Here is a 25918-nt window from a genome sequence, read left to right as displayed (position 1 = left end):
GCGCAGGGGCATGCAGCAGGCCCTTCAACCCTCCGGCGGCGTCATCGCTCAAGCGATATGAACACTGTGCCCCTTTGGCCACGGCACACGAAAACCTGACCGCCGGGCACCGATTTGTTGCCCGCTCCCCGCTCAAGGCTGCTAGTCGGCCCGTGCGGGGTTAGTCGCACGTAGGATTTGATTCGTCATTCTTGGGAGGAGGCGAAGACAGGCGCCTGCAAGCATGCATAGTTTTAGGAGATCCCAGAGAATGAACATCAAGAGCCTTCTTCTCGGCTCAGCCGCGGCTCTCGTGGCAGTGTCCGGCGCGCGCGCTGCAGACGCAATCGTCATCGCCGAGCCGGAGCCCGTTGAATACGTTCGCGTTTGCGACGTGTACGGCAGCGGCTACTTCTACATCCCGGGCACCGAGACCTGCCTGCGCATCGGCGGCTACGTCCGTTACCAGGCCGCCGGCGGCGACCTCTGGGAGCGTTCCACGGTCGAGCACAAGGACGGTTCCGCAGGCCAGACCTGGGACAAGTACGCGCGTCTGTCGCTGCAGACCTGGACCGGCACCGAGACTGAGCTCGGCACCCTCCGCACGTTCACCGAGACCCGCTTCACCTGGGGCAACGGCGGCACGAGCGGCCCGGCGATCTTCCCGGACGGCAACGGTAACCTGGTGCCCGGCGGCAGCAACGGCTATGACGGCACCTCCGTCTCGCTGAACTTCGCCTGGGTCGAGCTCGGCGGCTTCCGCGTCGGCAAGGACGAGTCGGCCTTCGCGACCTTCCTCGACTACGCCGGCGGCGTCATCGCCGACGACATGATCGGCTTCGCTCCCTACGACACGAACCTGATCAGCTACACCTTCAACGGCGGCAACGGCTTCTCGGCCCTCGTCGCCCTCGAAACCGGCTCGGACGATTCCTTCGGCCATGACTACTCGATCGACAGCTACGTCCCGCACGTGGTTGCCGGTGCGAAGTTCACGCAGGGCTGGGGCAGCGTCGGCCTCGTCGGCGGCTACGACAGCATCCACGAGGCTTGGTCCGTCAAGGCTCGCCTGGACGTCAAGGCCACCGACTCGCTGACGTTCTTCGTCATGGCCGGCTACGGCGACGACAGCGCCGACGAGGTCGTCGGTCGCGATGCGGCCGGCAACCTGCTGGTCGCCACGACGGGCGCCAACTTCTACAAGCCGTGGGGCGGCGAGTGGGCGATCTGGGGCGGCATGACCGCTCAGGTCTCCGACAAGGCTGCTGTCAACGTGCAGCTCGCCTACGACGACTCCGAGGCTTTCGCCGCTGCGGCCAACGTCGCTTACGAGCTGGTCCCGGGCTTCAAGGTCACGCCTGAAGTCAACTACTACGACAACGGCGCCGGCGACGACGCTTTCGGCGGTATCGTCCGCTTCCAGCGCAGCTTCTGATCGGCTGAGCTGATCGTTAGTGAGAACCCGGCGGGCAACCGCCGGGTTTTTTTTGTGCCTGCCTCGCGGAACGCCTACCCTCTCTGCTCGCTGCCGCGCCCCTTGGTCAGATGCCAGACGGCCCGTCGCATGGCGTCCCACACCTCGCGGTCGTCAAGCTTCTGCGAGGGGTGGTAGCTCATACGAAAAAAGGCGATCGCGGAGACGTCCCGCCACCAGGCAGGCGCACGGGCGAGGTCGAGCGTCACGCTTCGCTGAAGGTAGCGGCTGTGCGCCTCCGGCGCCATCGTGTCCGCACGCGCATAGAAGGTGTGGAGCGGCTGGCTGTCGCTGCCCATCAGCACCACCGCCGCGCCGTAGCGCAGTCCGTCCAACGGCTCCCTTGCCGCGAAGTCGAACCGGATCGCCGCCCTGCCCGCCGCGTCCACGACCAACGCCGCCCGCCCCTCGGCGTCCTTGTCGTATCGCCATCGATAGGAGAGTTTTTGCGCCACGGCCGCATCGCGCAGCGCGCGGTCAAACGGCCCCGGCAGCGACTTCAGGGGCACGGTCTCCGCGACGGCCCAGTCCAGTTCGACGATGAGTTCGTCCGGCCGGTCGTCGGGCGGATAGATGCGCCAGGCTGCGGCAGGTCCGCCTGCGAAAACGGTGACCGCTGCAAGCAGCGTATGAAGTGCGAAGCGCCGCATTGGCGCCGCCTCCTTTTCGCGCCTGTTTTGTCACACTGCGCGATGCCCGACAATTGGACGCGCCGGGACGAGCACCAGAAAGGCGTCGCGCGGGTCCGGCAGTTCCTCATCCCTCCGCATTTCCCGTGCTATCATCGCGCCGGCGGTTCGGGATCAGGATCATGGACGCCATCACGGCGATACACACGCGGCGCTCGATCCGTGACTACCTGCCTCGAACTGTCGAGCGCAGCCTCGTGGAAGACATCCTGTGGGACGCGGCGCAGGCGCCCACCACCCCTGCCAGTGGCGAAGAGCCTTTTGCCTTCGTTGTCGTCGAAGGGGCCGAACGGATCGCCGGCTACGGCGCAAGCGCCCTCCAGTACGCCAAGGATCACCGTCCGCCCGGCCCCGGCTACGATTGGGTGGACCGGCCCGGTTTCTCGGTCTTCTTCAATGCCCCCGTTGTCGTAGTGGTCTGCGGGTGGATCGACAGCCACGGCCAGGCCCTGCAGGATTGCACGCGCGCCGGGCAGAATCTCATGCTCTCCGCGCATGCGCGGAGGCTTGGCGCATGCTGGGTCGGCGCGCCGATGCTGTGGGTCCGCAGTGAGACGGCGAGAGAGCTGCTCGGCATGCCCGATGGCTACGACCCATTCGCAGTGTTGACGCTCGGCTATCCCGCTGCCGTCGGCGATGGTCGCGCGCGCGCTCGGCCAAAAATCGTTTGGACAGGCGGGAGCGTCGCGCCGCGTTGAGGTCGCGATCGTCCCCGCCCGAGTTCAGACCCGATTGAAATCCTTTTCTGCGATACGACCGGATATCGGAACACTTTTCTATTCAGCTCTCCCCGCCCGGGCCGGCATGCTGTGACTGTTCCCGCCCGGAAGGCTAGAAACACGGCAGAATATTCGAGCAGGGAGCAGTCCAACATGCGCATCGCGCACATTGCATTCGCGCTGGCGGCGAGCATTGCCGCGCCGGCTTTCGCCCAGTCGGCCGACATCACGCCACTCGTCGACGCGGAGTGGGTGAAGTCCAACCTCGGCAAGGAGAACGTCGTCGTCCTCGACATCCGCGACAAGATTGCGGAGACCGATCTCGGCGACAAGCCCTACATCACCGGATCTGTGGTCGCGCCCTATGCGACGGCCGGCTGGCGCACGGAGGTGAAGGGCATTCCCGGCATGCTGCCGCCGCTGGAGCAGATCACCAAGCTGATCGCCGACCTCGGCATCGACAATGACGACCACGTCGTCATCGTGCCTTGGGGCACAGACTCCTCCGAGTTCGGCGGCGCCACCCGCGTCTACTGGACGTTCAAGTATCTCGGCCACGACGAGGTCTCGATCCTCGATGGCGGCTGGCGCCAGTACGACGCCGCGGGCGGCGAGCGCGTGGCGGAGCCGGCCAAGCCGGAGCCGGCGACCTTCGCCTATGAGCTTCAGGAAGACCTGCTTGCGACGACGGCCGAGGTCGAGGCGGCGCTGAAATCAGGCGTCAAGCTCGTCGACGGCCGCCCTGCGGAGCAATTCGAGGGCAAGTCGAAGAGCCCCGTCGTGCGCGTCGAAGGCACCATCCCCGGCGCCGTGAACATCAAGCACAGCGACCTCTACAGCGGCGAGTACGCATCCTTCGCCCGACCCGAGACGGTGAAAGCCCTGTCGGAGGCGGTCGGCCTTGCCGCCGATCAGGAGAACATCGCCTTCTGCAACACCGGCCATTGGGCTTCCGTCGCCTGGTTCGGCTTGAGCGAGGTCCTCGGCAACAAGAAGACGAGCATGTACGACGGCTCGATGGCCGAGTGGGCGGCCGACCCGGCGCGCCCGATCGAGAACCGTTCGGGCACCTGATCCTCCGGGGCACGGGCCCCGCATCTCCCGAGCCGAGGATGTCCGGAAACCCTTCCGGGCATCCTCGTTTTCGGACATCCAACTGAAACTCCAAAAGGCGCGCCTTGCGGCCTCGAAATCCGGCAATGACTGACCTGACCCTTCCAAGACCGAACTACCTGCCGCCCGTCGCGACGGACCGCGCGCCGGCCCTCGTCGCCGGCGGCGCGCTCGTCGTCGGCTTCCTCGTCATCGCCGGCCTGGTCGATCTCCGCCAGGCCGCCCTCTTCCTCGTCGGCGGGTTGCTCGGCGCAGCCCTCCATCACGGCTCCTTCGGCTTCACCGGCGGCTGGCGTCGCATGGCCGTCGAGAAGCGCGGCCGCGGCATCCGCGCCCAGATGCTGATGATCGGCGTCGCCGCAATCGCCATGATCCCGTTGCTGGCGGCCGGCAGCCTCGGCGGCCAGGCGCTGGTGGGCGCGCTCGCCCCGGTCGGCGTCTCGGTGCTCGTCGGCGCGGCAATCTTCGGCCTCGGCATGCAGCTCGGAGGCGGCTGCGGATCGGGCACACTCTTTACGGTTGGCGGCGGTTCCTCGCGCATGCTGGTGACGCTGCTCTTCTTCATCGTCGGCGCCGTCATCGGCACCGCCCACCTGCCCTGGTGGCTCGCGCTGCCCTCCTTGCCCTCCATCGACCTCGGCCGCGAGCTTGGCGTGCCCGCTGCCCTCCTGGCGACGATCGCCGCCCTCGGCCTCGTCGCCCTGGTCACCGCACTGATCGAACGGCGTGTCCACGGCGACCTCGAGACCGAGCCCGCGCCGAAGCGCCCGGGCTGGAGCTGGCTCCTCTACGGCCCCTGGCCGCTGGTCGGCGCAGGCCTGCTCATGGCGATCCTCAACATCGCCACGCTGCTCCTTGCCGGCCATCCCTGGTCCGTCACCTTCGGCTTCGGCCTGTGGGGCGCAAAGGCTGCGCAGGTCGCCGGCATCCCGGTCGAGACCTGGGCCTTCTGGAACTGGCCCGGCCCGCAGAAGGCGCTGAACTCCAGCGTGCTCGCCGACGTCACCTCGGTCATGAATTTCGGCATCATCCTCGGCGCCGGCCTGGCCGCCAGCCTCGCCGGGAAATTCGCGCCCAAGGCAGCGCTGCCGCTCGGCTCGCTGCTCGCGGCCGCCGTCGGCGGCATCCTGATGGGTTACGGCGCGCGCCTCTCCTTCGGCTGCAACATCGGCGCGCTGTTCTCGGGCATCGCCTCGGGCAGCCTGCATGGCTGGCTGTGGTTTGCCGCCGCCTTCGTCGGCTCGCTGGCCGGCATCTGGCTGCGTCCCTTCTTCGGCCTCGACGGATTCGCAAAGAAATGAGCGCGCGCAACACCTTCCTGTTCGGCGCAGCACTCGCCGCAGCAACGGCCGCGGTCGCCGTCGACCACTACCACCATCCGGTCCCGCGCCCGGCGTCGCAGGCTGCCGCCCCCGCTTCAGGGGGCAGCGCGCCCTGTGCCGCTGCAGCGCCCTGCGCGGCCGCCGCCCCCGCGGCGGCGCCCTGCGCAGCCGGCGCTCCGTGCGCTGCCACTCCGGCGAAACTTGCCCCGCCGCCACCGCCCGCTGCAGCCCCATGCGCCGCCGGCGCGCCCTGCGCGGCCGCTGCCCCGGCAAAGCTCGCGCCGCCTCCGCCGCCGGCAAAGCCGAAGCTCGCGCCGCCGCCGCCGCCGAAGCAGCGGCCCGAGGGACAGGGGTAGCCCGATGGCCGAGGACGCCAGGAGCCGAGCGCTGGCCGAGATCGCATTCTGCGAGAACGTGTTGCGCAAGGCCGGGCTGAACGTCCTGTCGGAGACGTTCCGCGACACTGCCGAGATCAAGGCGTGGGACCACTACCCGGCCGGCGACATCTTCGATCCGGCGAGCGGGGCGCAATGGTTCTATCATTGCCATCCGGCCGAGGAGGACGCGCCGGAGCATGGCCACTTCCACTGCTTCCTGCGGCCCGAAGGCCCGGACGGTCCCATCCACCACCTCGCGGCCATCGGCGTCGACGCCTATGGCGGGATCACGCGGCTCTTTACGGTCAACCAGTGGGTGGTCGGCGACGACTGGCTGGACGCCGAGGCGACGATCGCGCTGCTGCCCCGCTTCGACGTCGAGATGCCGCGCCCGTCCTACCTCGTCAACCGCTGGCTGACTGCGGTTTTCGCCGCATACGAAACCGAGATCGCCCAGCTGATCCGCGCCCGCGACTTGACGCTTGCCGCGCACCCCGCCGGGCTCCCCGCCGCGCGCGACGACCACGGGCTCGAGGTCACCTCCGAACTGCTCATCCGCCAGGCCGAAGCCGGCGTCGCGTGACTTTCGCCTCTCGGCGGCGATTGCTCGTCCCGAAGAGATGCTTCTCCGCGTGAGCCTGCACGGTTCACGAACATCTTGTCTGCTGTTAAGAAAAAGAAGCATCTCGCGCAGATGAGGGAGAGTTCCATGCATGAAATCTCCAGATCGCTGATTTCTGCCGCAATCGCTTCTGTCATCCTGTTCTGGCCGAATTCTGCAACATCGCAGACCGCCGGATACGGCTGCACGATGCAGCGGGCCTCGGGCGGAACGCAACAGGTGCTGCGCTGCCAGAGAGGCGTGACGATCATCGTCGAGAACGGCGCCCGATACTCGCTGCTCGACCGCGATCGGGACAGCATCGCTGACGGCGTCCGCCTGAGGCGCAAGGCGTTGCTGCTCGACGTGTCGCGCACGCTCTCCGGTTCCGGCTTCGTCGTCGTCACGCCCCAGGCCATTGCCGCGGTGCGCGGCACGAAGTGGGCGGTCGATGCGCAGGCCCGCAGGACCTCTGTCTTCGTCGTCAACGGCCGGGTGGATGTCGGCCGGCCGGGCACGGGAGCCGGCGTCTCGCTTGGCCCGGGCCAGGGCGTCGATGTCGAGATGGACGCCGCCCCCCTCGTCGTGAAGCGCTGGCCGCAGCCGCGCGTCTCCGCATTGCTGGCCCGGTTCGGCCAGTGATCGGCGATGGCCAGCCGGGCGCTCCAGACGCTTGCCGCCCTTTTGCTGGCGGGCGTGTGGGGCGTCGCTCTGGGCGTGCTGTATCTGCGCGGCGAGCTTGGCTTTCTCGACCGCGTCGAGGCGGCCATGGCCGACGTGCGCACGGTGATCCGCGGTCCTAAGCCGCCCCCGCAATTCGTCACCATCGTCGCCATAGATGACGACACCGCCGGCAAGGCGGGGCAGTATCCGCTTCCGCGGGGCGTGCTTGCCCGGCTGGTGGCGGAGATCGATCGGCAGGCGCCAAAGGCGATCGCCGTGGATCTCTTGCTGCTCGATTCAGGCGCGGATGGGAAGGACGCCGAGCTTGCGAGGGCGCTGGCCGGGAGCCCCGCCGTCATCGCGGCGGCAGCCGTCTTTGCCGGCGGAACCGAGGCGGTGTCCGCCGACGTGGACGATCTCACTTCAGAACTTCCGGAAGCAGAGCGGTTCCTGCTGCCGCTCGACATCTTCTCCGCTTCCGCCGCCGTCGGCGTCGTCAATGTGGCGACGGACCCGACCGGAACGCCCAGGTTCCTGCCCCTGTTCTTTCGGGCCGGCGACCGGCTGGAAGCCTCCCTCCCCCTGCGCGTCGCCGCCATGGCGAGCGGCGCCGACCCGCAGATCGAGCCCAATCGCCTCACGCTCGCCGGCCGGACCATCGCCACCGACCGCGGCCATCTTCTTCCGATCGATTTCTACGGGCCGAGCGGCACGATCCGGACCGTCAGTGCGGCGACACTCCTGTCCGGCCGCATGGAAGCCGATCCCCTGCGCAACCACGTCGTCGTCATCGGCTCCACGGTGACGGGCGGCGGCGACGTGTTTCCCACGCCCTTCGACGCGGTGCTGCCCGGCGTCGAGGTCGTCGCCACCTCGATCTCGAACCTGATGACCGACGGCGGGCTGGTGCGCGACCGCCGCACCCGTCTTGCCGATGCCGGCATCGCCGTCGTCCTGCCGATGGTCATCGTGGCGCTGATCGCATGGCGGCGCAGCGCGCTCGGCCTCGCTGCCGTGGTCGCCGTGGTGGCGGGATGGCTCGTTCTCAACGTCGTTGCTTTCGCGAACGGCATCTGGCTCAGCGCGACGTTGCCCGTAGCGGCCGCGGCCCCGCCGGCGATCCTGTTCGGAGCAGCGCAAATGTGGCTCGACCGCAATCGCGCCCGCCGTTTCGCCACCGAGAGCGAGTTGCTCCAGCGTGTGCAGGCCCCGGGCCTGGGCGCCTGGCTGGCCGGGCATCGCGACTTCCTCGCCGAACCCGTCGAGGAGAACGCCGCCGTCGTCTTCATCGACCTGTCGGGCTTCACCGGCATCAGCGAAGCCCTGGGACCGGGCCCTACGCGCGAGATGTTGAGCAGCTTTCACCGGCTGGTCGACGAGGAGGTCACGCGTTGCGGCGGCATCGTCTGCAGCTTCATGGGCGACGGAGCCATGATCCTGTTCGGGTTGCCGGAGCCCGCCGAGAAGGACGCCTGCAGCGCGGCGGAGTGCGGCATGAAGCTCGCGGACCGAACCCGGGACTGGCTGGCCGCGTGGCCGGCATCCGTGTCGTCGCGGCTGGGGTTCAAGATCGGAGCCCACTACGGAACGATCGTTGCCTCGCGGCTCGGCGGCGCCACGCACCAGCACGTCACCGCGACCGGCGACACCGTCAACGTCGCCAGCCGCCTGATGGAGATCGCCGCCGCGCATGGGGCGGACATGGCGATGAGCGACGAGATGTTCCAGGCGACGGGATGCGACGCGCCCCGGTTCGCGGCGGGTCGCCTGCAAGGTCCGGTCGAGACCGACATCCGCGGCCGCTCCGGCTCCCTTTCCGTCTGGCTCTGGAGCGCCTGCCCCGCCTCGCCGCAGCCGTCGGGTGCAGATCTTCCGCCTGCCTGAGCAGGTCTGCCGGTGTCGCGATCCCGAGGCCCGCTGGACCATTTTGCTTGGGCCATATCGGCTGGATCGCTCACCATTCGACGTCAGCCAGATCATATCGGCTCATGCCAACGCTGAATCAGATTCTGGATCTGCGTGATCGGGCAAAGTTTCCCTGGTCTGCTTTCGCCCCCACCCCGCCGTTCGTTCGATTGTGCCGGAAGCTGAAACCTGCCGTCGCTATCAAGATGCTGCTTGAATCACAGCTTCTTTCTCGCCAGAGAAAATTTGTCAGAGGCTCGCAACTGCCGGACGGCCTCGCGGGAAAGTGCGTCGTTTCTGTCACTGGAGCGGTAGTGCTCTTCGCGTTTAGGGGCGAATATTGTGCTAGGGATATATCATCGTTCTGCCTGCGTTTGTATCAGCGGCCCAGCAGAATTAAGCCCGTGATTTTAGTGAAAGGTCGAGCACGACCACATCGATTAGAGCTCGGATGTCGAGCGGAATTCTCTCCTCGATAATGTCCTTCAGTTCGGCCGGTGATTTCACTTCGTGCGTCTGACGACCCGCCAAGGATTCCGCAGGCCCGAACCACAGCACGAGATAGATGCCCTGTTGTGCGGCATCGGGATGGCTGCTGTAGCGCTCATGCAGTTGCGCCGACGCAGCGGTGAAGAGTTCGCGATGCCATTGACCTTTGACCTCGACAACGAGCAAGTGCCGCGCTCCATCGATCATCGCAGCCGCCGTAATGTCGCATCTGTTTGAATCCGCGAAATGCTGCTCGATCACCACCGACAGATTCCGCGCGCGCATCTGGGCATTGAGGTGGTCTACGATACGATCGCGGCAGCCGTTCTCGTCAAGTCGGTTTCCCCCCGGATGAAACACGGAAAGTGGATTAGTTTCAGCATGCCGAAGCCATGCCTGATAATCTGAAAAATCCTCCCCGAGCACCGTCCTAAGGTCCTCCACAGTTGCGATGCGATTATGATTGAGCAACTCATTCACCGCAGCGACCGAAGGTGGCTCGAAGGCCTGGAGTGCTCTCTTGCGCAGGGCGGCGGCCTTAAGGCTTTTCGCCTCGGCATGAAATGCCGTGAATCTTGGATCAGCCAGAATTCCGTCGAGCGCGGCAAGCGCGTTCTGCGGTTCGTCGCGGCTGATGGTATAGATCACTTCAGTGAGAAAGCGATATGCTCTTTCTCCGTCCGGCGAGCAAGAACCCCAACTGCTGGGCAGATGCACCTTGGGCCACGCAGCGATAAAGATATCAAGGATGCCGAATACCTTGTTCGCCGAGAGCGTCGGCCAGCCGCGATGCTCGTCGCGTGACATTCGTCCGGCGAAGTGCTCGATGGACAGGAGGACATTGGGGTCGCTCCTCATATATGCCCAGATTGGCTCGGGAGGATCAGAGAGGAAGAAGAAGCCTCGCAGCAACCAGAATGCGCTGGGTCCGTGGCGGTCGCCGTTCTCATCGCGATGCTCTAACTGAACCTCTTCACATCGCGACAAAATAAGCGCGTTGAGAGCAACTCGGTCGCCATGCTCGGCGGCAAGATTAAATAACGTGTCGCGTGCGTTGTGCGGCATGGACGGAAATCGCGTCAGCCACTCAAGCGGCAAATACGATCGGAGCGTTCGGAATGCCGCTTTGTGGTTCAGCCAGCCAACATCCGTGGCGGCATCCGGTGAATGTGATAGCTGGGGCTCGATGAAGGCGCGCACAAACGCCTCTACATCGCCATCGCCTGAAAATATCAGGCGATCGATTTCAGCCTCGAACGCATCGCCCTCGCCATCGCGATAGCCCTGATAACCGCCCACATCAGTTTTGACTGCCCTCAGGCCATCGAGATCGACGCGTTCCAAAGTCCGGTCTCTGCGGAAAGTCGCAAGGCACGCAGCATGAAGCACGCGTGTCACCACCAGTCGGTCTGCACTGAGCGTCGCCAGGGTTGGCGTATCCGGAGCCAACAGGGGAAACGCGTTGCAAAGCGCAATATCCGCCGTTCCAGCATCATCGAGAAACTCTGCCAGCTTGTCCGGTTCGAGCATGTAGCAATCGGCGATGTCACGAAGCGCGCCCCAATGCTGTCCGGCTTCGATACGCGCTCTGTTTTCGCGGAAGAAGTTGGCCCTGTTTTCTTTCGCGGCGCTTTCCCGAAGTTGCCAGCGACGCTGCCGACGGGGCCATCGATCCTGCTGCTCGGAACGATGCTTGCGTGAGCATCTTTCAAGGTCCGCCCAGATTCTTAAGAATCGCGGATCGCTGCGTGCGTGATTGCGCAGATGAGCCCTAAGTGGATCGGGTTCCTTGTTTTCCGACCAGGCATTGTGACTTGCGTAGAAACCAGCCCAGAGAGCCAGATTTCCGGCCGCAAATGCTTCCGACGTGATCGCAAACAGGTCTTCCGATTTCATCCGGAGTCCGGCATGGCCAACGTTGCTCCAAAAGCGCGTGCGCGCCTCCCAAACCGCTTGTTTGTCGGGGAGTTCGGTCATCGCGATAAGGTAGATGGCGCGTCGCAACCCGTCCTCCTCCTGAAGGCGCTTGATCGCAGTGCAATTCTCGGGCGACTGGTGATCGGGAAAGATGAGGTGCTGCGTCCAGCGCCACACACGCTGTGGATCGTAGGGGCCGTCAGCCAACTCGAAATATCGATCGAGCAGCGATCCGACGATCTTGCTCGGGCCAGGTCGGCACTCGCATTGGTAAGATCGCGACTTGCCGCATGTGCATTGCAGATCGTTCGTCAGGTCATCGAGTAGCGCGACTGTGGTCGCCAGATCAAACCCGGCTATCATCTGCTTCGTCTGATAGCGAAGGTTGAATCGGGAGTCGCTGTCCTCGTGCGTCCTCTTGGATGTCTTTTTACCGACCCCCCTCAGGAGGGCGATGATCGTCGGCAGTTCAATCGATTTCCAGAGAATTTCGACGCTTTCGACAGCGATGCGCAGCGAGGGGGAATCGCCTTTGCCCACCAGCGCCTCGGTAAGCGAGGTGTGGTTGTAGGATTCAAAACCGACCAGGATACGCTGCGCCCTGATGCGGGTGTATACGTTCATGCTCGGATCAAGAACGATATCGCGAAGGGTATCGGCCAATTGCGATGCAATCGCCGATCCGTCCAGCAACTCCAGAAGGAGGTTGCGAAGATCCGATGAAGTTCCACTCCCCGACAGTGCCGTTCGAACGTCCACCACGATTTCCGGGGTAAGCAGTCCGGCCACGCTGAAACGACGCCATGCGTCACTTCGCCGAAAATACGGGTCGACTTCGGACAGTTCCTGAAGCTCCTTCAGCAAAAGGCGTTTAGAGGAGGAGGAAAGCTGCGACGGGTCCCCGTTGGCCAACACCGCATAGGGGTCGATCCGTATGCAGGCTTCCTGTGTCTGCGGATTGCCGAGCGAGGCCATCCAACCAAGCAGTCCGCGAAGTTCGTCACGGACGACATTGCTGGGAGCAACGACTGACAAGACGCGGCTGAGCATGAGATTGTCGGCCTTATCCTCTGCGCGGCGGACCAGATATCTGGCGGCGCAGTATTCGGCGACGATCCGGTGCACCGGCTCGTGGTTGGTCACTTCGTTTGTGGGTTTGAAGAGGCGCGTATTGAGTGCGAGAGTCACCGTACCTGTATTTGCCGCGCTGAGCGAAAACAGGTAGGGAAAATCCCGATCATTGCTGTCTGCAACGGAGAGTCCGCTGGCTCCAGCGAGCATCGTCTTCGCAAAGAGTTCCTCGGCGATGGTGAGGATGTTTTCGATAGGTGGACGGCTTCTTTGCCATTCCGACGAGCTGGACTCGGATGCGAGCTTCTCGATGGCGTCCACAAAGATTTGCCGTTTAGAGACGAGCTGTCTCCCGCGCCTGACATAGGCATCTGCGAACAGCTTCAAAAACTGCGGGTTGCCCAAGAGCGGCGACAACTCGAACCGCTCGACTTCCTCGCTAAAACAGGCAAAGTCCTCTCCGGGAACGTGCTGCCCGAAGAGGGCTTTTTGCTCTTCTCGTGTGAATGGCTGTAGCCGGATGACGGCAGGTTCTATGCCAAAGGCTTCCTTGAGAAGGTGCGTGCGCTGCGTGTCCCACTCGCTCGACCGTGAGGCCATGACAACGCGGCTGCCACCTGTCGCCCGGGCTTTCTCGATTACCTGATCGATGGCCGATTGATCGATCTTTGCGAGTTCGTCGAGGGCATCGATCACGAGTGCAGGGACGCCCGCCAGAATTTCGCGGTGCCGAAACAAACTCGCCCGGATTGGCGCGGTGCCCGTTCGGGCTGCTAGGCTGCGGAGAAGCTCGGATTTCCCGGCACCAGGCTCGGCCAGGACAAGGACGATTTCGTATTTCGACAGCAAATCTTCCTCGGAGATGATCGTGTCACCGAGTTGTAGACTGCGCTCTATGTAGCCTTGCTCCATGGTGGAAAAGCATAAATGCGGTAACGGGGCGTCTCCACAGGTAACTCAGCTTTTCCCGAGCATTTTCGGATGGGATGACATCACGCCACCAATGGGCGCGATGGGCCTCAAGCGGCTTCTTAGTTTCCCATCTGGGCACCCAAATCATCCAGCGCCAGTGTCGAGATGGTCTCAAACGGGCTATGTTGTACGATCGGGAGAGTTCACCGGGCAGGTGAATGAACGGCACGTTTCGAGAGCGATCAGTCTGCCTAGCAACGACCGGAATGGGGGCGCGTTGCGGTCCAAGTGCGGCGGCCACCTAAATGGCCGGTTCCCAACTCAGCCGCCCGAACCTGCCAGCCCGCTTCCCACCCCATCCTGGTCATTCCGCATTAGGGAGTTTACGGCCTATTCTGCAGGAGGCATCGCGCCCGCGGCTTTCCGCTTTCCGGCTCGCTCCGCGCGCCACTCCTCGAAGCGCTGCATGACGACGAAGAACGACGGCACGAACAGCACGGCGAGGCAGGTCGAGGCGATCATGCCGGAAAACACCGTGACGCCGATCGACTTGCGGGCGCTGGCGCCGGCGCCCGTCGCCACCACCAGCGGAAAGACGCCGAGGATGAAGGCGAACGAGGTCATCAGGATCGGCCGGAAGCGGGAGCGCGCCGCCTCGATCGCCGACTCGATGATCGGCTTGCCGGCGGCGCGCATCTCGCGCGCCACCTCGACGATGAGGATGGCGTTCTTCGCCGACAGGGCGATGAGCAGGATGAGGCCGATCTGGACATAGAGGTTGTTGTCGAGGCCCACCCCGGTGAGCACCAGCGTCGGCCCGACCAGCGAAAGCGGCGCCGCAAGCAGGATCGAGATCGGGGCGAGCCAGCTCTCGTATTGCCCGGCCAGCACCAGGTAGACGAGCAGCAACGCCATGCCGAACACGAAGTAGATCTGGTTGGCGACGAGTTTTTCCTGAAAAGTCAGCGCCGTCCAGTCGAAGCCGGTTCCGGGCGGCAGCACGTCGTCCGCCACCTCCTCCATCAGCTTGATCGCGTCGCCCGAGGAAAACCCGGCTGACTGCACGCCGCTGATCGAAGCCGATGGGTAGAGGTTGTAAAGGCTGATCACCGATGGCCCGACCGCCGGGGTGATCGTCAGCAGCGTCCCGAGCGGGATCATGTCGCCGTTCTGGTTGCGCACGGTGAGACGGGTGATGTCGTCGGGCGTCAGGCGGAACTGGGCGTCGCCCTGCACATAGATCTGGAACACGCGCCCGAACTTGTTGAACTGGCTGACATAGCTGGAGCCCAGATAGCCGGCCAGGGTCTGGAACACCTCGTCCGTGGTGAGGCCGACGCGCTGGACCTTTTCGCGATCGATCTCGACCTGGTATTGCGGGACGCCGGCGCGGAACGGAGCCGACACGCGCTGGATGCCCGACTGCGTCTCGGCCGTCTTCACCACCGCGTTGACCGCGCTCTGCAGCTTGGCGAGATCGAAGCTGCCGTCGCGCACCTCGATCACCATCGAGAAGCCGGCGGCGTTGCCGATGCCCTGGATCGGCGGCGGCGGCAGCACCAGCACGCGCCCGTCCGGCAGGTCGGACATGCTCCTGTTCAGCGCCGTATAGAGCGACAGCAGGTCCTCGCCCTCGCCGCGCTCCGACCAGTCCTTGAGGACGATGTAGGCGACGCCCGCGTTGGCCAGCGGCGCGTTGTTGTCGAGCGGCGAGACGCCGGCGATCGTCACCACCTGGTCGACCCCCGGCGTCGCCTTGGCGATCTTCGTCACCTCCTGCAGCGTCGCCTGCGTGCGCTCCAGCGCGGCGGCGTCCGGCAGCTGGACGGTGGCGAGCATATATCCCTGGTCCTCGACCGGGATGAAGCCGGTCGGCACGCGCGATATGCCGTAGCCGGCCGCGCCGATGATCGCCAGCGCGATCAGGACCATGACGCCGCTGCGGCGCACCATCGCCCCGATCAGCCGCGCATAGCCGTTCTCGCAGCGCTGGTAGACGGCATTGAAGCCGCGCGAGAAGATGTTGCGCTGGTCAGGCGGCACGGGCGGCCGCAGCCACATCGCGCATTGCGTCGGCTTCAGCGTCGCCGCGTTGATGGCGCTGATCAGTGCGGTCGCGGCGATCACCAGCGCAAACTGCGCATACATCTGGCCCGTCAGGCCGGGCAGGAAGGCGGCCGGCAGGAACACCGCCATCAGCACCAGCGTGATGCCGACGATCGGCCCGAACAGCACGTTCATGGCGGCGATCGCGGCGTCGTGGCCGGACATGCCCTTTTCCATGTTGTGGGCGGCGCCCTCGACCACCACGATGGCGTCGTCGACGACGATGCCGATGGCGAGCACGATGGCGAACAGGGTCGACAGGTTGACCGAGAACCCGAGTGCGGCCATCGCGGCGAACGCGCCGATGATGGTCACCGGCACCGTCGTCGCCGGCACCAGCATCGCCCGCCAGTCCTGCAGGAAGACGAGGATGACGATCAGCACCAGCACGGCCGCTTCGATCAGCGTCTTGTAGACCTCGTGGATCGCCTGGCCGACGAAGATCGTGGTGTCGAACGGGATCGAGTAGGTCACGCCCTGCGGGAACTCGCGCGCCAGCGGCTCCATTCGCGCCGCGACCCTTTCCGCCACCTCCAGCGCATTGGCCCCCGGCGCGAGGAAAATGGCCATGCCCGCCGCCTGCTGGCCGTCGAGGTTGAAGTACTGCCCGTAGGTCTGCGCGCCAAGTTCCACGCGGCCGACGTCGCGCACGCGCGTCAGCGCGCCGTCCGCGCCGGTCTTCACGATCACGTTGCTGAACTGTTCGGGGTCGTCGAGCCGGCTCGAAACCTCGATCGTGTACTGGAACGACTGGCCGTTCGGCGTCGGCGGCGCCCCGACCTGCCCTGCGGTCACCTGCTCGCTCTGCTGGCTCAGCGCCTGCATCACGTCCTGCACGGTGAGCCCGCGCGCCTGCATCTTCTCCGGGTCGAGCCAGATGCGCATCGAATACTGCCCGGCGCCGAACACCGTGACGCTGCCGACGCCCGGCACGCGCGCGATCTCGTCCTTCAGGCGTATCGTCGCGTAGTTGCTGAGATAGAGACTGTCATACTTCCCGTCCGGCGAGGTCAGCGTCACGATTTCCAGGATCGCGTTCGATCGCTTCTGGACGTTGACGCCCTGCACCTGCACGGATTGCGGCAATCCCGCCATGGCGGCGGACACCCGGTTCTGCACCAGCACCTGGGCCTTGTCGAGGTCGGTGCCGATGGCGAAGGTCACGGTCAGGCTGTAGCTGCCGTCCGACGCGCCGAACGACTGCATGTAGATCATGTCCTCGACGCCGTTGACCTGCTGCTCGATCGGCAGCGCGACGGTGTCGATCACGGTGCGCGCGCTGGCCCCCGGATAGCGGGTGGTCACCGAGACGGTCGGCGGCACGACGTTCGGATACTGCGCCACCGGTAGCGAAATCAGCGATACGATGCCGATGACGACCATCAGGATGGCGATGACGTTCGCCAGGACGGGACGCTCGATGAAGAATTTGGAGATCATTGCGCGGCGCCGTCCGCGGCGGCCGTCTCGAGCGTCTTCGTCTGCGGCTCGATCTTCTGGCCGGGCACGGCGGTGAGCAGTCCGGAGATGACCACGCGGTCGTCCTCCTTGATGCCCGACATGATCACCCTGAGGTTGCCGACGAGCTGGCCGATCTCGACGGTGCGCTGCTCGACGACGTCGTCCTTGCCGGCCACCAGCACGTAGCGGCCGCTCTGGTCGCTGCCGATCGCCCGGTCGGGGACGAGCAGCATGTCCGGCTCCTTGAGCAGCGGCACCCGCACGCGGACGAAATAGCCCGGCAGGAGCATGCGAGCCGCGTTCTCGAACACCGCGCGCACGGCCAGCGTGCCGGTGGACGCGTTTACCTCTGGCGCGGCGTAGTCCAGCGTTCCCTTGTGCGGAAATCCGGTCTCGGTCTGCAGTCCCACCTCGACGTCGACCTTTGTCTTGGTCAGGTCGGGCATGGCGAGCCCTCGCTTGGCGAGGTCGGCGCGCACGCGCAGCACGTCCTGTTCGCTGACGTTGAAGTTGACGTAGATCGGATCGAGCTGGACGATCGTTGCGAGCGTGGTGGGATCGGCCCCGCCGACCAGCTGTCCGATCGACACCTGGCGGGCCGTGACGATGCCGTCGAACGGCGCCTTCACCTCGGTGTAGCTCAAATTGAGTTGGGCCTGCTTGACGTCGACGGCCGACTGCTGCTGCTTGGCGACGTCGACCGCGGCTGCGGCGGAGGCCTGGTCGAAGCTCGACGCGGAGACCACTTTCTGCGCGAGCAGGTCCTGCTGCCGCTTCATCTCGGTGGCGGACTGCTTGGCCGATGCGGCGGACGAAGCCTGCCCGGCCTCGGCCTGCTCCAGCGCCAGCTCGTAGGGCTCAGGCTCGATCAGGAACAGCCGGGTGCCGGCCTTGACCGCTGCGCCGTCCTTGTAGTCGATCTCCTGGATAAAGCCCGACACCCGGGCCACGAGCGGCGTCGAGTTCACCGCAGTCGTGTTGCCGGTCGCGTAGAGATAGGGCGTCACCGTCTCCTTGAGCGGCAGCGCAACTTCCACTTTTGGAGGCGGCGGCGGTACATAGGAGTTCTCCTTGCTGCATGCCGACAGCAATGCTGCAATAGCGAACACGCAGGCGACCGCCCAGGACGTACCCGATACAAACCGCATCTGGACCCCTCCGTACGGCTGAAACCATAGTTCAGATCATGCTATCGTGGAAGCGCGGAGATACTTTGGTCCGATACAATCGGAGGATTCTTCATGCGCGCCGTGCTGAGCATAGCTTTCCTTGCGACCTTGCCACTCATCGACATCGCGGCAGCACAGACAGCCGCGGATCGCGCCGCATGCCAGGCCGACTTTGAGAAGTTCTGCCCCGGCGTGCAGGCAGGCGGCGGCCGCATCATCGAGTGTCTTTCCAAACACTTGAACGATCTCACGCCGGACTGCCAGAAAGTCGTCAAGGCGCACATGCCGAAGTAGGTCATCGGGCCGCCCCGTCGGCTTGCGCCGCCCGCGCCTGCCCGCTGCCGGGCACGGCCGCGGCGCATGACGGCCATACGTCGGTCCGCCGCGACGGACACGGTTATCCGGAGTGCAGGTTCCCCCTACGGGTCAGGTACAAGCAGGGATTAGACGACCGGCGCTGGCGCGCCACCTCCGCTAGCCGGCAGCCGGCGCCTGGCTTACGCCGCCTGGACGGAGACGATCTTGCCGTCCGCGTCCACCACGCAGCGCATTGCGGTTCCGCCGGCGTTGAGGTCCACCTGATAGTTCCTGGCGTCGAGCTTGCGCGAGCTTGTCGGCAGCACCTTGGCGCTCTCGACGCCGCTCGTCTTCGCCGCCTGTCCTGCGCAGATGAGCTGCAGGTCGGCAGGAGCCGTCTCCAGTGTCGTCCTCGACATCTGGTCCTGCGTTGGCGACGTGCTGCTGCACGCGGCCAGCCCCGTTGCAAGCAGAATGGCCGTCACCGCAAGACCCTTCCCGCCGCGAGCGGCAGGCGCGTTGTCCCTGTGCATGTTCCACCCTCTCCGATTGTCGGCGGACGATGGCGTCCGCCCGGAAAATCAAACGCCTTTGTAAAGAGCAGCGCCCTGCATGAGCACGATCACCTTGGCCCCGATCTCGATGCGCGAGGCGAGGTCGACGATATCGTCGTTGTTCATCCGGATGCAGCCGGACGACACGTTGAGCCCGATCGTCCACGGCTCGGGCGTGCCATGGATGCGGTAGATCGTGTCCTGGTCGCCTTCGTAGAGGTAGAGCGCCCTTGCGCCGAGCGGGTTGTCGGGCCCGCCGGGCTGGCCGCCGGCCCACTTGCGTGCGTTCGGATCCCGGGCGACCATTTCCGCCGGCGGCGTCCAGGTCGGCCATTCCGCCGTGCGCCCCACGCGCACGATGCCGGCCCAGCCGAATCCCTCGCGGCCCACGCCGATGCCATAGCGGATCGCCGTCTGACCCGGCTGCACGAGATAGAGAAAGTGCTGGTTGCCGTCGATGATGATCGTGCCCGGCCGTTCCGCGGTGCGGAATTTCACCACCTGCCTGCGGAAGGATTCCGGCACCTGCTTGTTCTTGCGGTAGTACTGGTAGGCCTTGGTGCGGTCGTAGTCGATCCACTTGCGGGTCTTCGGATCGTACACCTGCGTGCCCGCGGCCAGCGCCGCGATCGTCGAGGCGGCGAGGCTGAGGGCGAGCAGCGCCGCGGCTGCCGCCGGCATCCTGCGCCCGATGTTCCAGAGGCGCGCGGCGGCTGCGATCCTTGCCTTGTTCGTTCTGGTGCCGGTCATGGCTTGGCCCACCCGTCGATGCGCGCCTGATGGTCCGCGACCCATTTCTCAGCGAACTCGTAGGGGTCCCGCCGCTCCACCTGCAGCGCGTAGCTCATCTCGGTGACTTCATCGGTGCTGAAGTCGACACGCTCGAGGAACTTCACCACGTCGGGATGGTCCTTGCGCAGCTTGGTCGCGTAGGCGATGTGGAAATGCGCCGCGTCCCACGCCACCGGCGCGCTCGACTTCGCCAGCCAGCCCGGATCCTCCGTCGGCAGCACGACTTTCCATTTTGCTGCGTCGTAGGGAGGTTCGGTAAGCCGGACGATGTCGTGCAGCTTGAAGACGACATGCGGCGCGTAGCAGGCGAACACCATCGGCCGGTCCGTCGCTACCGCGGCGTCCACTGCCGCCATCCCGACGTCCTCCGGCATCGTCAGCAGCGCCATCGTCTTGGCGTAGCCGTAGCTGTTGGCGCGGATGCGCTCGATCGTCGTCGACGACCACGTCGGCGCGCCGATCCACAGTTCTCCCATGCCGTCCCCGTCGGTGTCGAAGGCGGCTGTCTTCTCCGGATCGCTGAGGTCGGCGATATCCTTCACGCCGACCTTGTCGGCCGCCGCCCGCGTGGCGCAAATGCCCTGCCAGGCCTTCCCGCCGATCGGGCTGACCGCTGCGGTGCCCGCCTGATCCACATACTTCTTCACGAGGTTGTCGAGATTTGGCAGCCAGACTTCCGGATGGATATCCACCTCGCCGGAATTGAGGCCATTGAAGGCGATCAGCGTGCCCATCTCGACGGCATCCGCATCGATGCCGAACTCCTTCTTCAGGCTCACCTTCAGGATGTTGGCGGTCGCTTGGCCGGACGGCCAGTTGGGCATCGCGATGGTCAGCTCGGCGGCGTACCCGCTGGCGCTCGCGAGCATGAGCATCGACAAGACTGCCGACGCTCGCCGGACAATGGAAGGCCACGGACTCATCATGTGATGACTCTCCTCCGCACGCACCCGTCCCGTTGCGCGCCGTGGATAACATCATACTCCAGCGTTTCGCGCGACCAAAAAATGCGGAGCGCGATCTGCCGGTAAGGGGATGCCGGGCATGCCGGGCCGCAGCGGCACGCTGTGGAACGGCAGGACCCGCCAGAGCATTCGAGCCCCGATGCATGCGCACGCGCAAAGAGCGAACCTTGAAGGCGCTTTTCCTGACATGACAGAAACCGCGGCGCGATCGAAGTGTTTTGGCAAACCGCTCCGGCATTCTATGGACGGACACAAGAATAAACTCTGGTCGACCGTGCAACGATCGTGACACGCCTAGAGGGGACACTTCGAACATTATTGGCTAACGTCGCGTTGGCTGCCGCACTGCTGCTATTGCTGGATGCGGCAGCGTTCTTCTTGCTTCCTGAGAAGATTGGCCGATGGATCTGGCCGTATGGTTGCGCGAACTGCCAACCTCCACCCTATGCCGGCTCTCGTTTGTTTCCACAGGGATACTTCACCAGCGATAGCGCGATGGGCTTCGACATCAGTCCCTCGACCCGTGAGGAGAACCATTGGGTCGAGGGCTTCTATTACGGAGTCTGGGCCAACGAGCTTTCCTGCTTTGATATTGGGGAGGGGCCGGACTCTGAATATTACTACTTGGCTGGAGACAGCTTTTCCTGGGGATTTGCTCCGTTTCAGTCCAAGTACGGAACGATCGTGGAGAAGCGCACCGACATGCGCGTCTTGAAGTGTGGCGTTCCCCACACCGGGCAACTGCATCAGTTGATGAAGGCGCGAAAGGTGATTTCCAGGATCGGAAGGTCACCAAAGGCGATCATCGTGCAGTATTTTCCGAACGATGTTTGCAACGACTTTGCCTTTCCGCACTCCACCGTGGTCGACGGGTGGCTCTTCGAGAACAAGAGCGTCGTCCAGGCTGGAGACACGTGGTCCATCCAGATCCGGACGATCGGGCAATGGAGTGGACCGGCACGAGCCACGACCGCCGACAATGTTCGCTTCCAACTGCGCAAGTACTCCTTGACCGCGAACGTCGTCATACGCGCCTACTACCGCTTGCGGTCGGCATTATGGGGCAGGCCCGCCAACCGTACCCAAGGCATATACCCGTCGGGCGTGTGCGATGGGTCGACGCCGCCCAGCTATCAAGGACCGCTCTACGAGAGAAATCGTGAAGGCCTGTACGCCTTCAAGGCCTACGCCGACTCGATCGGATCCGACCTTGTTTTTGTACTGGTTCCGCCGCTGTCCAATATTGGGAATGTCGCCTACTTCGAGAGCCTCAAGAATATGCTCGAGGGAGAAGGCATCGATTATGTCGACCTCAGCGGACCGTTTGCCGAGTACAAGGGAGCGACAGAGCCTCTGTACTGGTATGACGACATGCATCTGAGCATCGCCGGGAATGCTCTGGCAGCCCACGAGATTGTTGCCCACCTTCAGGCCGGCCTGTCGGCGTATGGCGCCGGGAGGACGATCGCCAATGTCGCCGCCCCCCGCGCCAACTGAACTTTCATCCGGAACCTGGCCATGTCGAGACACACCTCGGAAGATCGGGCGGACTCAGCCGGATCCGCAACGACGTACGCTTGATGGAGGGAACTGTGGCCGCCTGCGGAGCCTTTGCTGCATTCCCTGCTTCCCGCCTGCTTCGCAGCGGCATTTCCGGGGTTCCATCCGCCGCCTCTCTCCCCTATAAGGCGCGCCTAGCCTGACAGATTCCAGCGACGCACCCCGGCCGGGCATCCCCGTGCCGGTTTTTCGCGCAAGCGCCCAAGAACAAGACCGAAGAGACGGACCTCGCATGCCAAAAAGAACCGACATCAAGTCGATCCTCATCATCGGGGCCGGCCCCATCGTCATCGGCCAGGCGTGCGAGTTCGACTATTCGGGCACACAGGCGTGCAAGGCGCTCAAGGAGGAAGGTTTCCGGGTCATCCTGGTCAACTCCAACCCGGCCACCATCATGACCGATCCGGAGCTTGCCGACGCCACCTACGTCGAGCCGATCACCCCCGAAGTGGTGGCGAAGATCATCGCCAAGGAACGGCCCGACGCGCTGCTGCCGACCATGGGCGGCCAGACCGCGCTCAACACGGCGCTGTCGCTGCGCCGCATGGGCGTGCTCGACCGCTACAATGTCGAGATGATCGGCGCCGACGCCCACGCCATCGACAAGGCCGAGGACCGCGCGCTGTTCCGCGAGGCCATGGCCAAGATCGGGCTGGAGACGCCCAAGTCGATGCTTGCCAACGCCACCGACGTGAAGACCGCCGACCGCAAGACGCACGATGCCGAGCGCGCGGAGCTCAAGGCCAAGCTCGCCGGCGCTGATCTCGACAAGGCGCTGGACGACCTGGAGAACCAGTGGAACCTCGGCGAGGGTGACCGCAAGCAGCGCTACATGAGCCACGCCATGGCGGTGGCCGCGCAGGCGCTCGACCATGTCGGCCTGCCCGCCATCATCCGCCCCTCCTTCACGCTGGGCGGCACCGGCGGCGGCATCGCCTACAACCGCGCCGAGTTCTTCGACATCGTCTCGGCCGGCCTCGACGCCTCCCCCACCACCGAGGTGTTGGTCGAGGAATCAGTGCTCGGCTGGAAGGAGTATGAGATGGAGGTCGTCCGCGACAAGGCGGACAACTGCATCATCATCTGCTCGATCGAGAACGTCGACCCGATGGGCGTCCACACCGGCGATTCCATCACGGTGGCCCCGGCGCTGACCTTGACCGACAAGGAATACCAGATCATGCGCAACGCCTCGATCGCGGTGCTGCGCGAGATCGGGGTGGAGACCGGCGGCTCCAACGTGCAGTTCGCGGTCAATCCCGCCGACGGCCGCCTCGTCGTCATCGAGATGAACCCGCGCGTCTCGCGCTCCTCCGCGCTCGCCTCCAAGGCCACCGGCTTCCCGATCGCCAAGATCGCCGCAAAGCTCGCCGTCGGCTACACGCTGGACGAACTGGAGAACGACATCACCGGCGGCGCGACGCCGGCCTCGTTCGAGCCGTCGATCGACTACGTCGTGACCAAGATCCCGCGCTTCGCCTTCGAAAAGTTCCCGGGCGCCGAGCCGGTGCTGACCACCGCCATGAAGTCGGTCGGCGAGGTCATGGCGATCGGCCGCACCTTCCAGGAATCGCTGCAGAAGGCGCTGCGCGGCCTTGAGACCGGGCTGACCGGCCTCGACGAGATCGAGATCCCGGGCGCCGACGGCCCGGAGGCCAAGAACGCCATCCGCGCCGCGCTCGGCACGCCGACGCCCGACCGCCTGCGCATGGTCGCCCAGGCGATCCGCATGGGCACCTCGCTCGAAGACGTGCACGCCATGTGCAGGATCGACCCCTGGTTCCTCGAGCAGATCGCCGGCATCCTGCAGACCGAGGAGCGCATCCGCGAGCACGGCCTGCCCGAGGACGCGCAGAACCTGCGCATGCTGAAGGCCATGGGCTTCTCCGACGCCCGCCTCGCGTCGCTGACGAAGACCGACGCCGAAGCTGTGCAAAAGACTCGCGAAAAGCTCGGCGTGCACCCCGTCTACAAGCGCATCGACACCTGCGCGGCCGAGTTCGCCTCGCCGACGGCCTACATGTACTCGACCTACGAGACGCCCTTCGCCGGTGATCTCGCCGACGAGGCCAAGGTCTCCGACAAGAAGAAGGTCGTCATCCTCGGCGGCGGCCCCAACCGTATCGGCCAGGGCATCGAGTTCGACTATTGCTGCGTCCATGCGGCCTATGCGCTGGCCGAGGCCGGCTACGAATCCATCATGGTCAACTGCAACCCGGAAACCGTCTCCACCGACTACGACACCTCCGACCGGCTCTATTTCGAGCCGCTTACCCCGGAGGACGTGCTTGAGATTCTTCGCGCCGAGCAGGCCGCCGGCACGCTGCACGGCGTCATCGTCCAGTTCGGCGGCCAGACGCCGCTGAAGCTGGCCGACGCACTGGAGAAGGCCGGCATTCCGATCCTCGGCACCTCGCCCGACGCCATCGACCTCGCCGAGGACCGCGACCGCTTCCAGAAGCTGCTGCAGAAGCTCGGGCTGACCCAGCCGAAGAACGGCATCGCCTATTCCGTCGAGCAGGCCCGCCTGGTGGCGTCCGACCTCGGCTTCCCGCTGGTCGTGCGCCCGTCCTACGTGCTCGGCGGCCGCGCCATGCAGATCATCCACGACGAGGGCATGCTGCAGACCTACCTGCTCGACACCGTGCCCGGCCTCGTGCCGGAGGACATCAAGCAGAAATACCCCAACGACAAGACCGGCCAGATCAACACGCTGCTCGGCAAGAACCCGCTGCTGTTCGACACCTACCTGTCGGCCGCCACCGAGGTCGACGTCGACTGCCTCTGCGACGGCGCGTCCACCTATGTCTCGGGCATCATGGAGCACATCGAGGAGGCCGGCATCCACTCGGGCGACAGCGCCTGCTCGCTGCCGGTCAAGACGCTCTCGCCAGAAACCGTCGCAGCACTGGAGAGCCAGACCGCGGCCCTTGCGCGTGCGCTGAAAGTCGGCGGCCTGATGAACGTGCAGTACGCCGTCAAGGACGGCGTCATCTACGTGCTCGAGGTCAACCCGCGCGCCTCGCGCACGGTGCCGTTCGTGGCAAAAACCATCGGGCGTCCCATCGCCAAGATCGCCGCCCGCATCATGGCCGGCGAAAGCCTCGACGCGGCGTTCGCCCATTACGGCCCGAAGCCTGATATCAACGACATCGGCCACATCGCGGTGAAGGAAGCCGTGTTCCCGTTCGCCCGCTTCCCCGGCGTCGACATCCTGCTCGGCCCGGAGATGAAGTCGACCGGCGAGGTCATGGGTCTCGACCGCGATTTCGCCATGGCCTTCGCCAAGTCGCAGCTCGGCGCCAACATCGACCTGCCGCGCTCGGGCACCCTGTTCGTCTCGGTCCGCGACGAGGACAAGGCCGGCGTCCTGCCGGCGGTCAAGCGCCTGGCCGATCTCGGCTTCAAGGTCCAGGCCACCAGCGGCACGGCCCGCTACCTGGCCGAAAACGGCGTCGAGGCCCAGAAAATCAACAAGGTGCTGGAAGGCCGCCCGCACATCGAGGACGCCATCCGCAACCGCCAGGTGCAGATCGTCTTCAACACGACGGACGGCCAGAAGGCGGTGTCGGACTCAAAATCGCTCCGCCGCGCCACGCTGATGCAGAAGGTGCCCTACTACACGACGCTGGCCGGCATGGCCGCCGTCGCCGAAGCCATCGCCGCCCTGAAGGCCGGCAGCCTCGAAGTGCGCCCGCTGCAGAGCTATTTCGCCTGAAATGGTTCCCTTCCTCTCCCCCACAGTGGGGGAGAGGTGTCGCACGAAGCGCGACGGAGAGGGGG

General features: G+C 65.1%; 17 protein-coding genes. 10 read left to right on the top strand and 7 right to left on the bottom strand.

Going from position 1 to position 25918, the window contains the following annotated elements:
• Nucleotides 1-250: 250 nt before the first annotated feature.
• Nucleotides 251-1414 carry a porin gene (locus tag PD284_RS10185; protein WP_274628085.1) on the top strand — a complete coding sequence of 388 codons (1164 nt, stop codon included), beginning with the start codon at nucleotides 251-253 and terminating at the stop codon, nucleotides 1412-1414.
• Between the two features lie 74 nt (nucleotides 1415-1488).
• Here the strand turns inward: PD284_RS10185 and PD284_RS10180 are convergent, their stop codons facing one another.
• Nucleotides 1489-2103, bottom strand: coding sequence for a hypothetical protein (locus PD284_RS10180; RefSeq protein WP_274628084.1), 615 nt, complete (start codon nucleotides 2101-2103; stop codon nucleotides 1489-1491).
• A 161-nt stretch (nucleotides 2104-2264) separates the two neighbouring features.
• On the opposite strand from PD284_RS10180, the gene PD284_RS10175 reads away from it, so the two are divergent.
• The 6 genes from PD284_RS10175 (at nucleotide 2265) to PD284_RS10150 (ending at nucleotide 8821) form a co-directional block, all read left to right on the top strand.
• Nucleotides 2265-2840, top strand: a complete 576-nt coding sequence (locus PD284_RS10175; RefSeq protein ID WP_274628083.1) for a nitroreductase family protein — start codon at nucleotides 2265-2267, stop codon at nucleotides 2838-2840.
• 174 nt (nucleotides 2841-3014) lie between these two features.
• Nucleotides 3015-3935, top strand: coding sequence for a sulfurtransferase (locus PD284_RS10170; RefSeq protein WP_274628082.1), 921 nt, complete (start codon nucleotides 3015-3017; stop codon nucleotides 3933-3935).
• A 125-nt stretch (nucleotides 3936-4060) separates the two neighbouring features.
• On the top strand, nucleotides 4061-5275 hold the full coding sequence (locus tag PD284_RS10165; RefSeq protein WP_274628081.1) for a YeeE/YedE family protein: 1215 nt from the start codon (nucleotides 4061-4063) through the stop codon (nucleotides 5273-5275).
• Between the two features lie 381 nt (nucleotides 5276-5656).
• A complete protein-coding gene (locus PD284_RS10160; protein WP_274628080.1) occupies nucleotides 5657-6256 on the top strand; it encodes a DUF6969 family protein in 600 nt (199 codons plus the stop codon).
• Between the two features lie 126 nt (nucleotides 6257-6382).
• Nucleotides 6383-6916: a FecR domain-containing protein gene (locus PD284_RS10155; protein ID WP_274628079.1), complete on the top strand. Its 534-nt coding sequence runs from the start codon at nucleotides 6383-6385 to the stop codon at nucleotides 6914-6916.
• 6 nt (nucleotides 6917-6922) lie between these two features.
• Nucleotides 6923-8821 carry a CHASE2 domain-containing protein gene (locus PD284_RS10150; RefSeq protein ID WP_274628078.1) on the top strand — a complete coding sequence of 633 codons (1899 nt, stop codon included), beginning with the start codon at nucleotides 6923-6925 and terminating at the stop codon, nucleotides 8819-8821.
• A 417-nt stretch (nucleotides 8822-9238) separates the two neighbouring features.
• Here the strand turns inward: PD284_RS10150 and PD284_RS10145 are convergent, their stop codons facing one another.
• The 3 genes from PD284_RS10145 to PD284_RS10135 all read right to left on the bottom strand — a co-directional run bounded on the left by PD284_RS10145 (nucleotide 9239) and on the right by PD284_RS10135 (nucleotide 17946).
• Nucleotides 9239-13231, bottom strand: coding sequence for an NACHT domain-containing protein (locus tag PD284_RS10145; RefSeq protein WP_274628077.1), 3993 nt, complete (start codon nucleotides 13229-13231; stop codon nucleotides 9239-9241).
• 390 nt (nucleotides 13232-13621) lie between these two features.
• Nucleotides 13622-16777 (bottom strand): efflux RND transporter permease subunit, encoded by a 3156-nt coding sequence (locus PD284_RS10140; protein ID WP_274628076.1) that lies wholly within the window; start codon nucleotides 16775-16777, stop codon nucleotides 13622-13624.
• Complete coding sequence (locus tag PD284_RS10135) at nucleotides 16774-17946, bottom strand: efflux RND transporter periplasmic adaptor subunit (protein WP_274628075.1); 1173 nt, start codon at nucleotides 17944-17946, stop codon at nucleotides 16774-16776. Before PD284_RS10135 ends, PD284_RS10140 begins: the two co-directional genes overlap by 4 nt.
• A 93-nt stretch (nucleotides 17947-18039) precedes the next feature.
• On the opposite strand from PD284_RS10135, the gene PD284_RS10130 reads away from it, so the two are divergent.
• Nucleotides 18040-18261 carry a cysteine rich repeat-containing protein gene (locus tag PD284_RS10130; protein ID WP_274628074.1) on the top strand — a complete coding sequence of 74 codons (222 nt, stop codon included), beginning with the start codon at nucleotides 18040-18042 and terminating at the stop codon, nucleotides 18259-18261.
• A gap of 203 nt (nucleotides 18262-18464) precedes the next feature.
• On the opposite strand, the gene PD284_RS10125 is transcribed toward PD284_RS10130, so the two are convergent.
• From PD284_RS10125 to PD284_RS10115, 3 genes are all read right to left on the bottom strand, one after another.
• Entirely contained in the window at nucleotides 18465-18797 is a 333-nt protein-coding gene (locus tag PD284_RS10125; protein WP_274628073.1) for a hypothetical protein, read from the bottom strand.
• Between the two features lie 48 nt (nucleotides 18798-18845).
• Nucleotides 18846-19499, bottom strand: coding sequence for a L,D-transpeptidase (locus tag PD284_RS10120; protein WP_274630599.1), 654 nt, complete (start codon nucleotides 19497-19499; stop codon nucleotides 18846-18848).
• 65 nt (nucleotides 19500-19564) lie between these two features.
• Entirely contained in the window at nucleotides 19565-20479 is a 915-nt protein-coding gene (locus PD284_RS10115; RefSeq protein WP_274630598.1) for an ABC transporter substrate-binding protein, read from the bottom strand.
• A 414-nt stretch (nucleotides 20480-20893) separates the two neighbouring features.
• Here PD284_RS10115 and PD284_RS10110 point away from each other — a divergent pair, with 414 nt between their 5' ends.
• On the top strand, nucleotides 20894-22072 hold the full coding sequence (locus tag PD284_RS10110) for an alginate O-acetyltransferase AlgX-related protein (RefSeq protein ID WP_274628072.1): 1179 nt from the start codon (nucleotides 20894-20896) through the stop codon (nucleotides 22070-22072).
• A gap of 295 nt (nucleotides 22073-22367) precedes the next feature.
• On the top strand, nucleotides 22368-25853 hold the full coding sequence (gene carB, locus PD284_RS10105) for a carbamoyl-phosphate synthase large subunit (protein ID WP_274628071.1): 3486 nt from the start codon (nucleotides 22368-22370) through the stop codon (nucleotides 25851-25853).
• Nucleotides 25854-25918: the final 65 nt, after the last annotated feature.

Source organism: Mesorhizobium shangrilense (assembly GCF_028826155.1).
GTDB classification, from domain to species: domain Bacteria; phylum Pseudomonadota; class Alphaproteobacteria; order Rhizobiales; family Rhizobiaceae; genus Arvimicrobium; species Arvimicrobium flavum.
Note: the sequence above shows the minus strand (reverse complement) of the source record. Positions and strands in the feature narration are given on the sequence as shown.

Excerpts from the sequence above, each read along its gene's own strand:
- PD284_RS10115 (WP_274630598.1), bottom strand. The coding sequence starts at position 20,479 with ATGCTCGCGAGCGCCAGCGGGTACGCCGCCGAGCTGACCATCGCGATG.
- PD284_RS10130 (WP_274628074.1), top strand. The coding sequence starts at position 18,040 with ATGCGCGCCGTGCTGAGCATAGCTTTCCTTGCGACCTTGCCACTCATC.
- PD284_RS10125 (WP_274628073.1), bottom strand. The coding sequence starts at position 18,797 with ATGCACAGGGACAACGCGCCTGCCGCTCGCGGCGGGAAGGGTCTTGCG.
- PD284_RS10145 (WP_274628077.1), bottom strand. The coding sequence starts at position 13,231 with ATGGAGCAAGGCTACATAGAGCGCAGTCTACAACTCGGTGACACGATC.
- PD284_RS10155 (WP_274628079.1), top strand. The coding sequence starts at position 6,383 with ATGCATGAAATCTCCAGATCGCTGATTTCTGCCGCAATCGCTTCTGTC.
- PD284_RS10140 (WP_274628076.1), bottom strand. The coding sequence starts at position 16,777 with ATGATCTCCAAATTCTTCATCGAGCGTCCCGTCCTGGCGAACGTCATC.
- PD284_RS10180 (WP_274628084.1), bottom strand. The coding sequence starts at position 2,103 with ATGCGGCGCTTCGCACTTCATACGCTGCTTGCAGCGGTCACCGTTTTC.
- PD284_RS10120 (WP_274630599.1), bottom strand. The coding sequence starts at position 19,499 with ATGCCGGCGGCAGCCGCGGCGCTGCTCGCCCTCAGCCTCGCCGCCTCG.
- PD284_RS10160 (WP_274628080.1), top strand. The coding sequence starts at position 5,657 with ATGGCCGAGGACGCCAGGAGCCGAGCGCTGGCCGAGATCGCATTCTGC.
- PD284_RS10135 (WP_274628075.1), bottom strand. The coding sequence starts at position 17,946 with ATGCGGTTTGTATCGGGTACGTCCTGGGCGGTCGCCTGCGTGTTCGCT.
- PD284_RS10165 (WP_274628081.1), top strand. The coding sequence starts at position 4,061 with ATGACTGACCTGACCCTTCCAAGACCGAACTACCTGCCGCCCGTCGCG.
- PD284_RS10185 (WP_274628085.1), top strand. The coding sequence starts at position 251 with ATGAACATCAAGAGCCTTCTTCTCGGCTCAGCCGCGGCTCTCGTGGCA.
- PD284_RS10170 (WP_274628082.1), top strand. The coding sequence starts at position 3,015 with ATGCGCATCGCGCACATTGCATTCGCGCTGGCGGCGAGCATTGCCGCG.
- PD284_RS10150 (WP_274628078.1), top strand. The coding sequence starts at position 6,923 with ATGGCCAGCCGGGCGCTCCAGACGCTTGCCGCCCTTTTGCTGGCGGGC.
- carB (WP_274628071.1), top strand. The coding sequence starts at position 22,368 with ATGCCAAAAAGAACCGACATCAAGTCGATCCTCATCATCGGGGCCGGC.
- PD284_RS10175 (WP_274628083.1), top strand. The coding sequence starts at position 2,265 with ATGGACGCCATCACGGCGATACACACGCGGCGCTCGATCCGTGACTAC.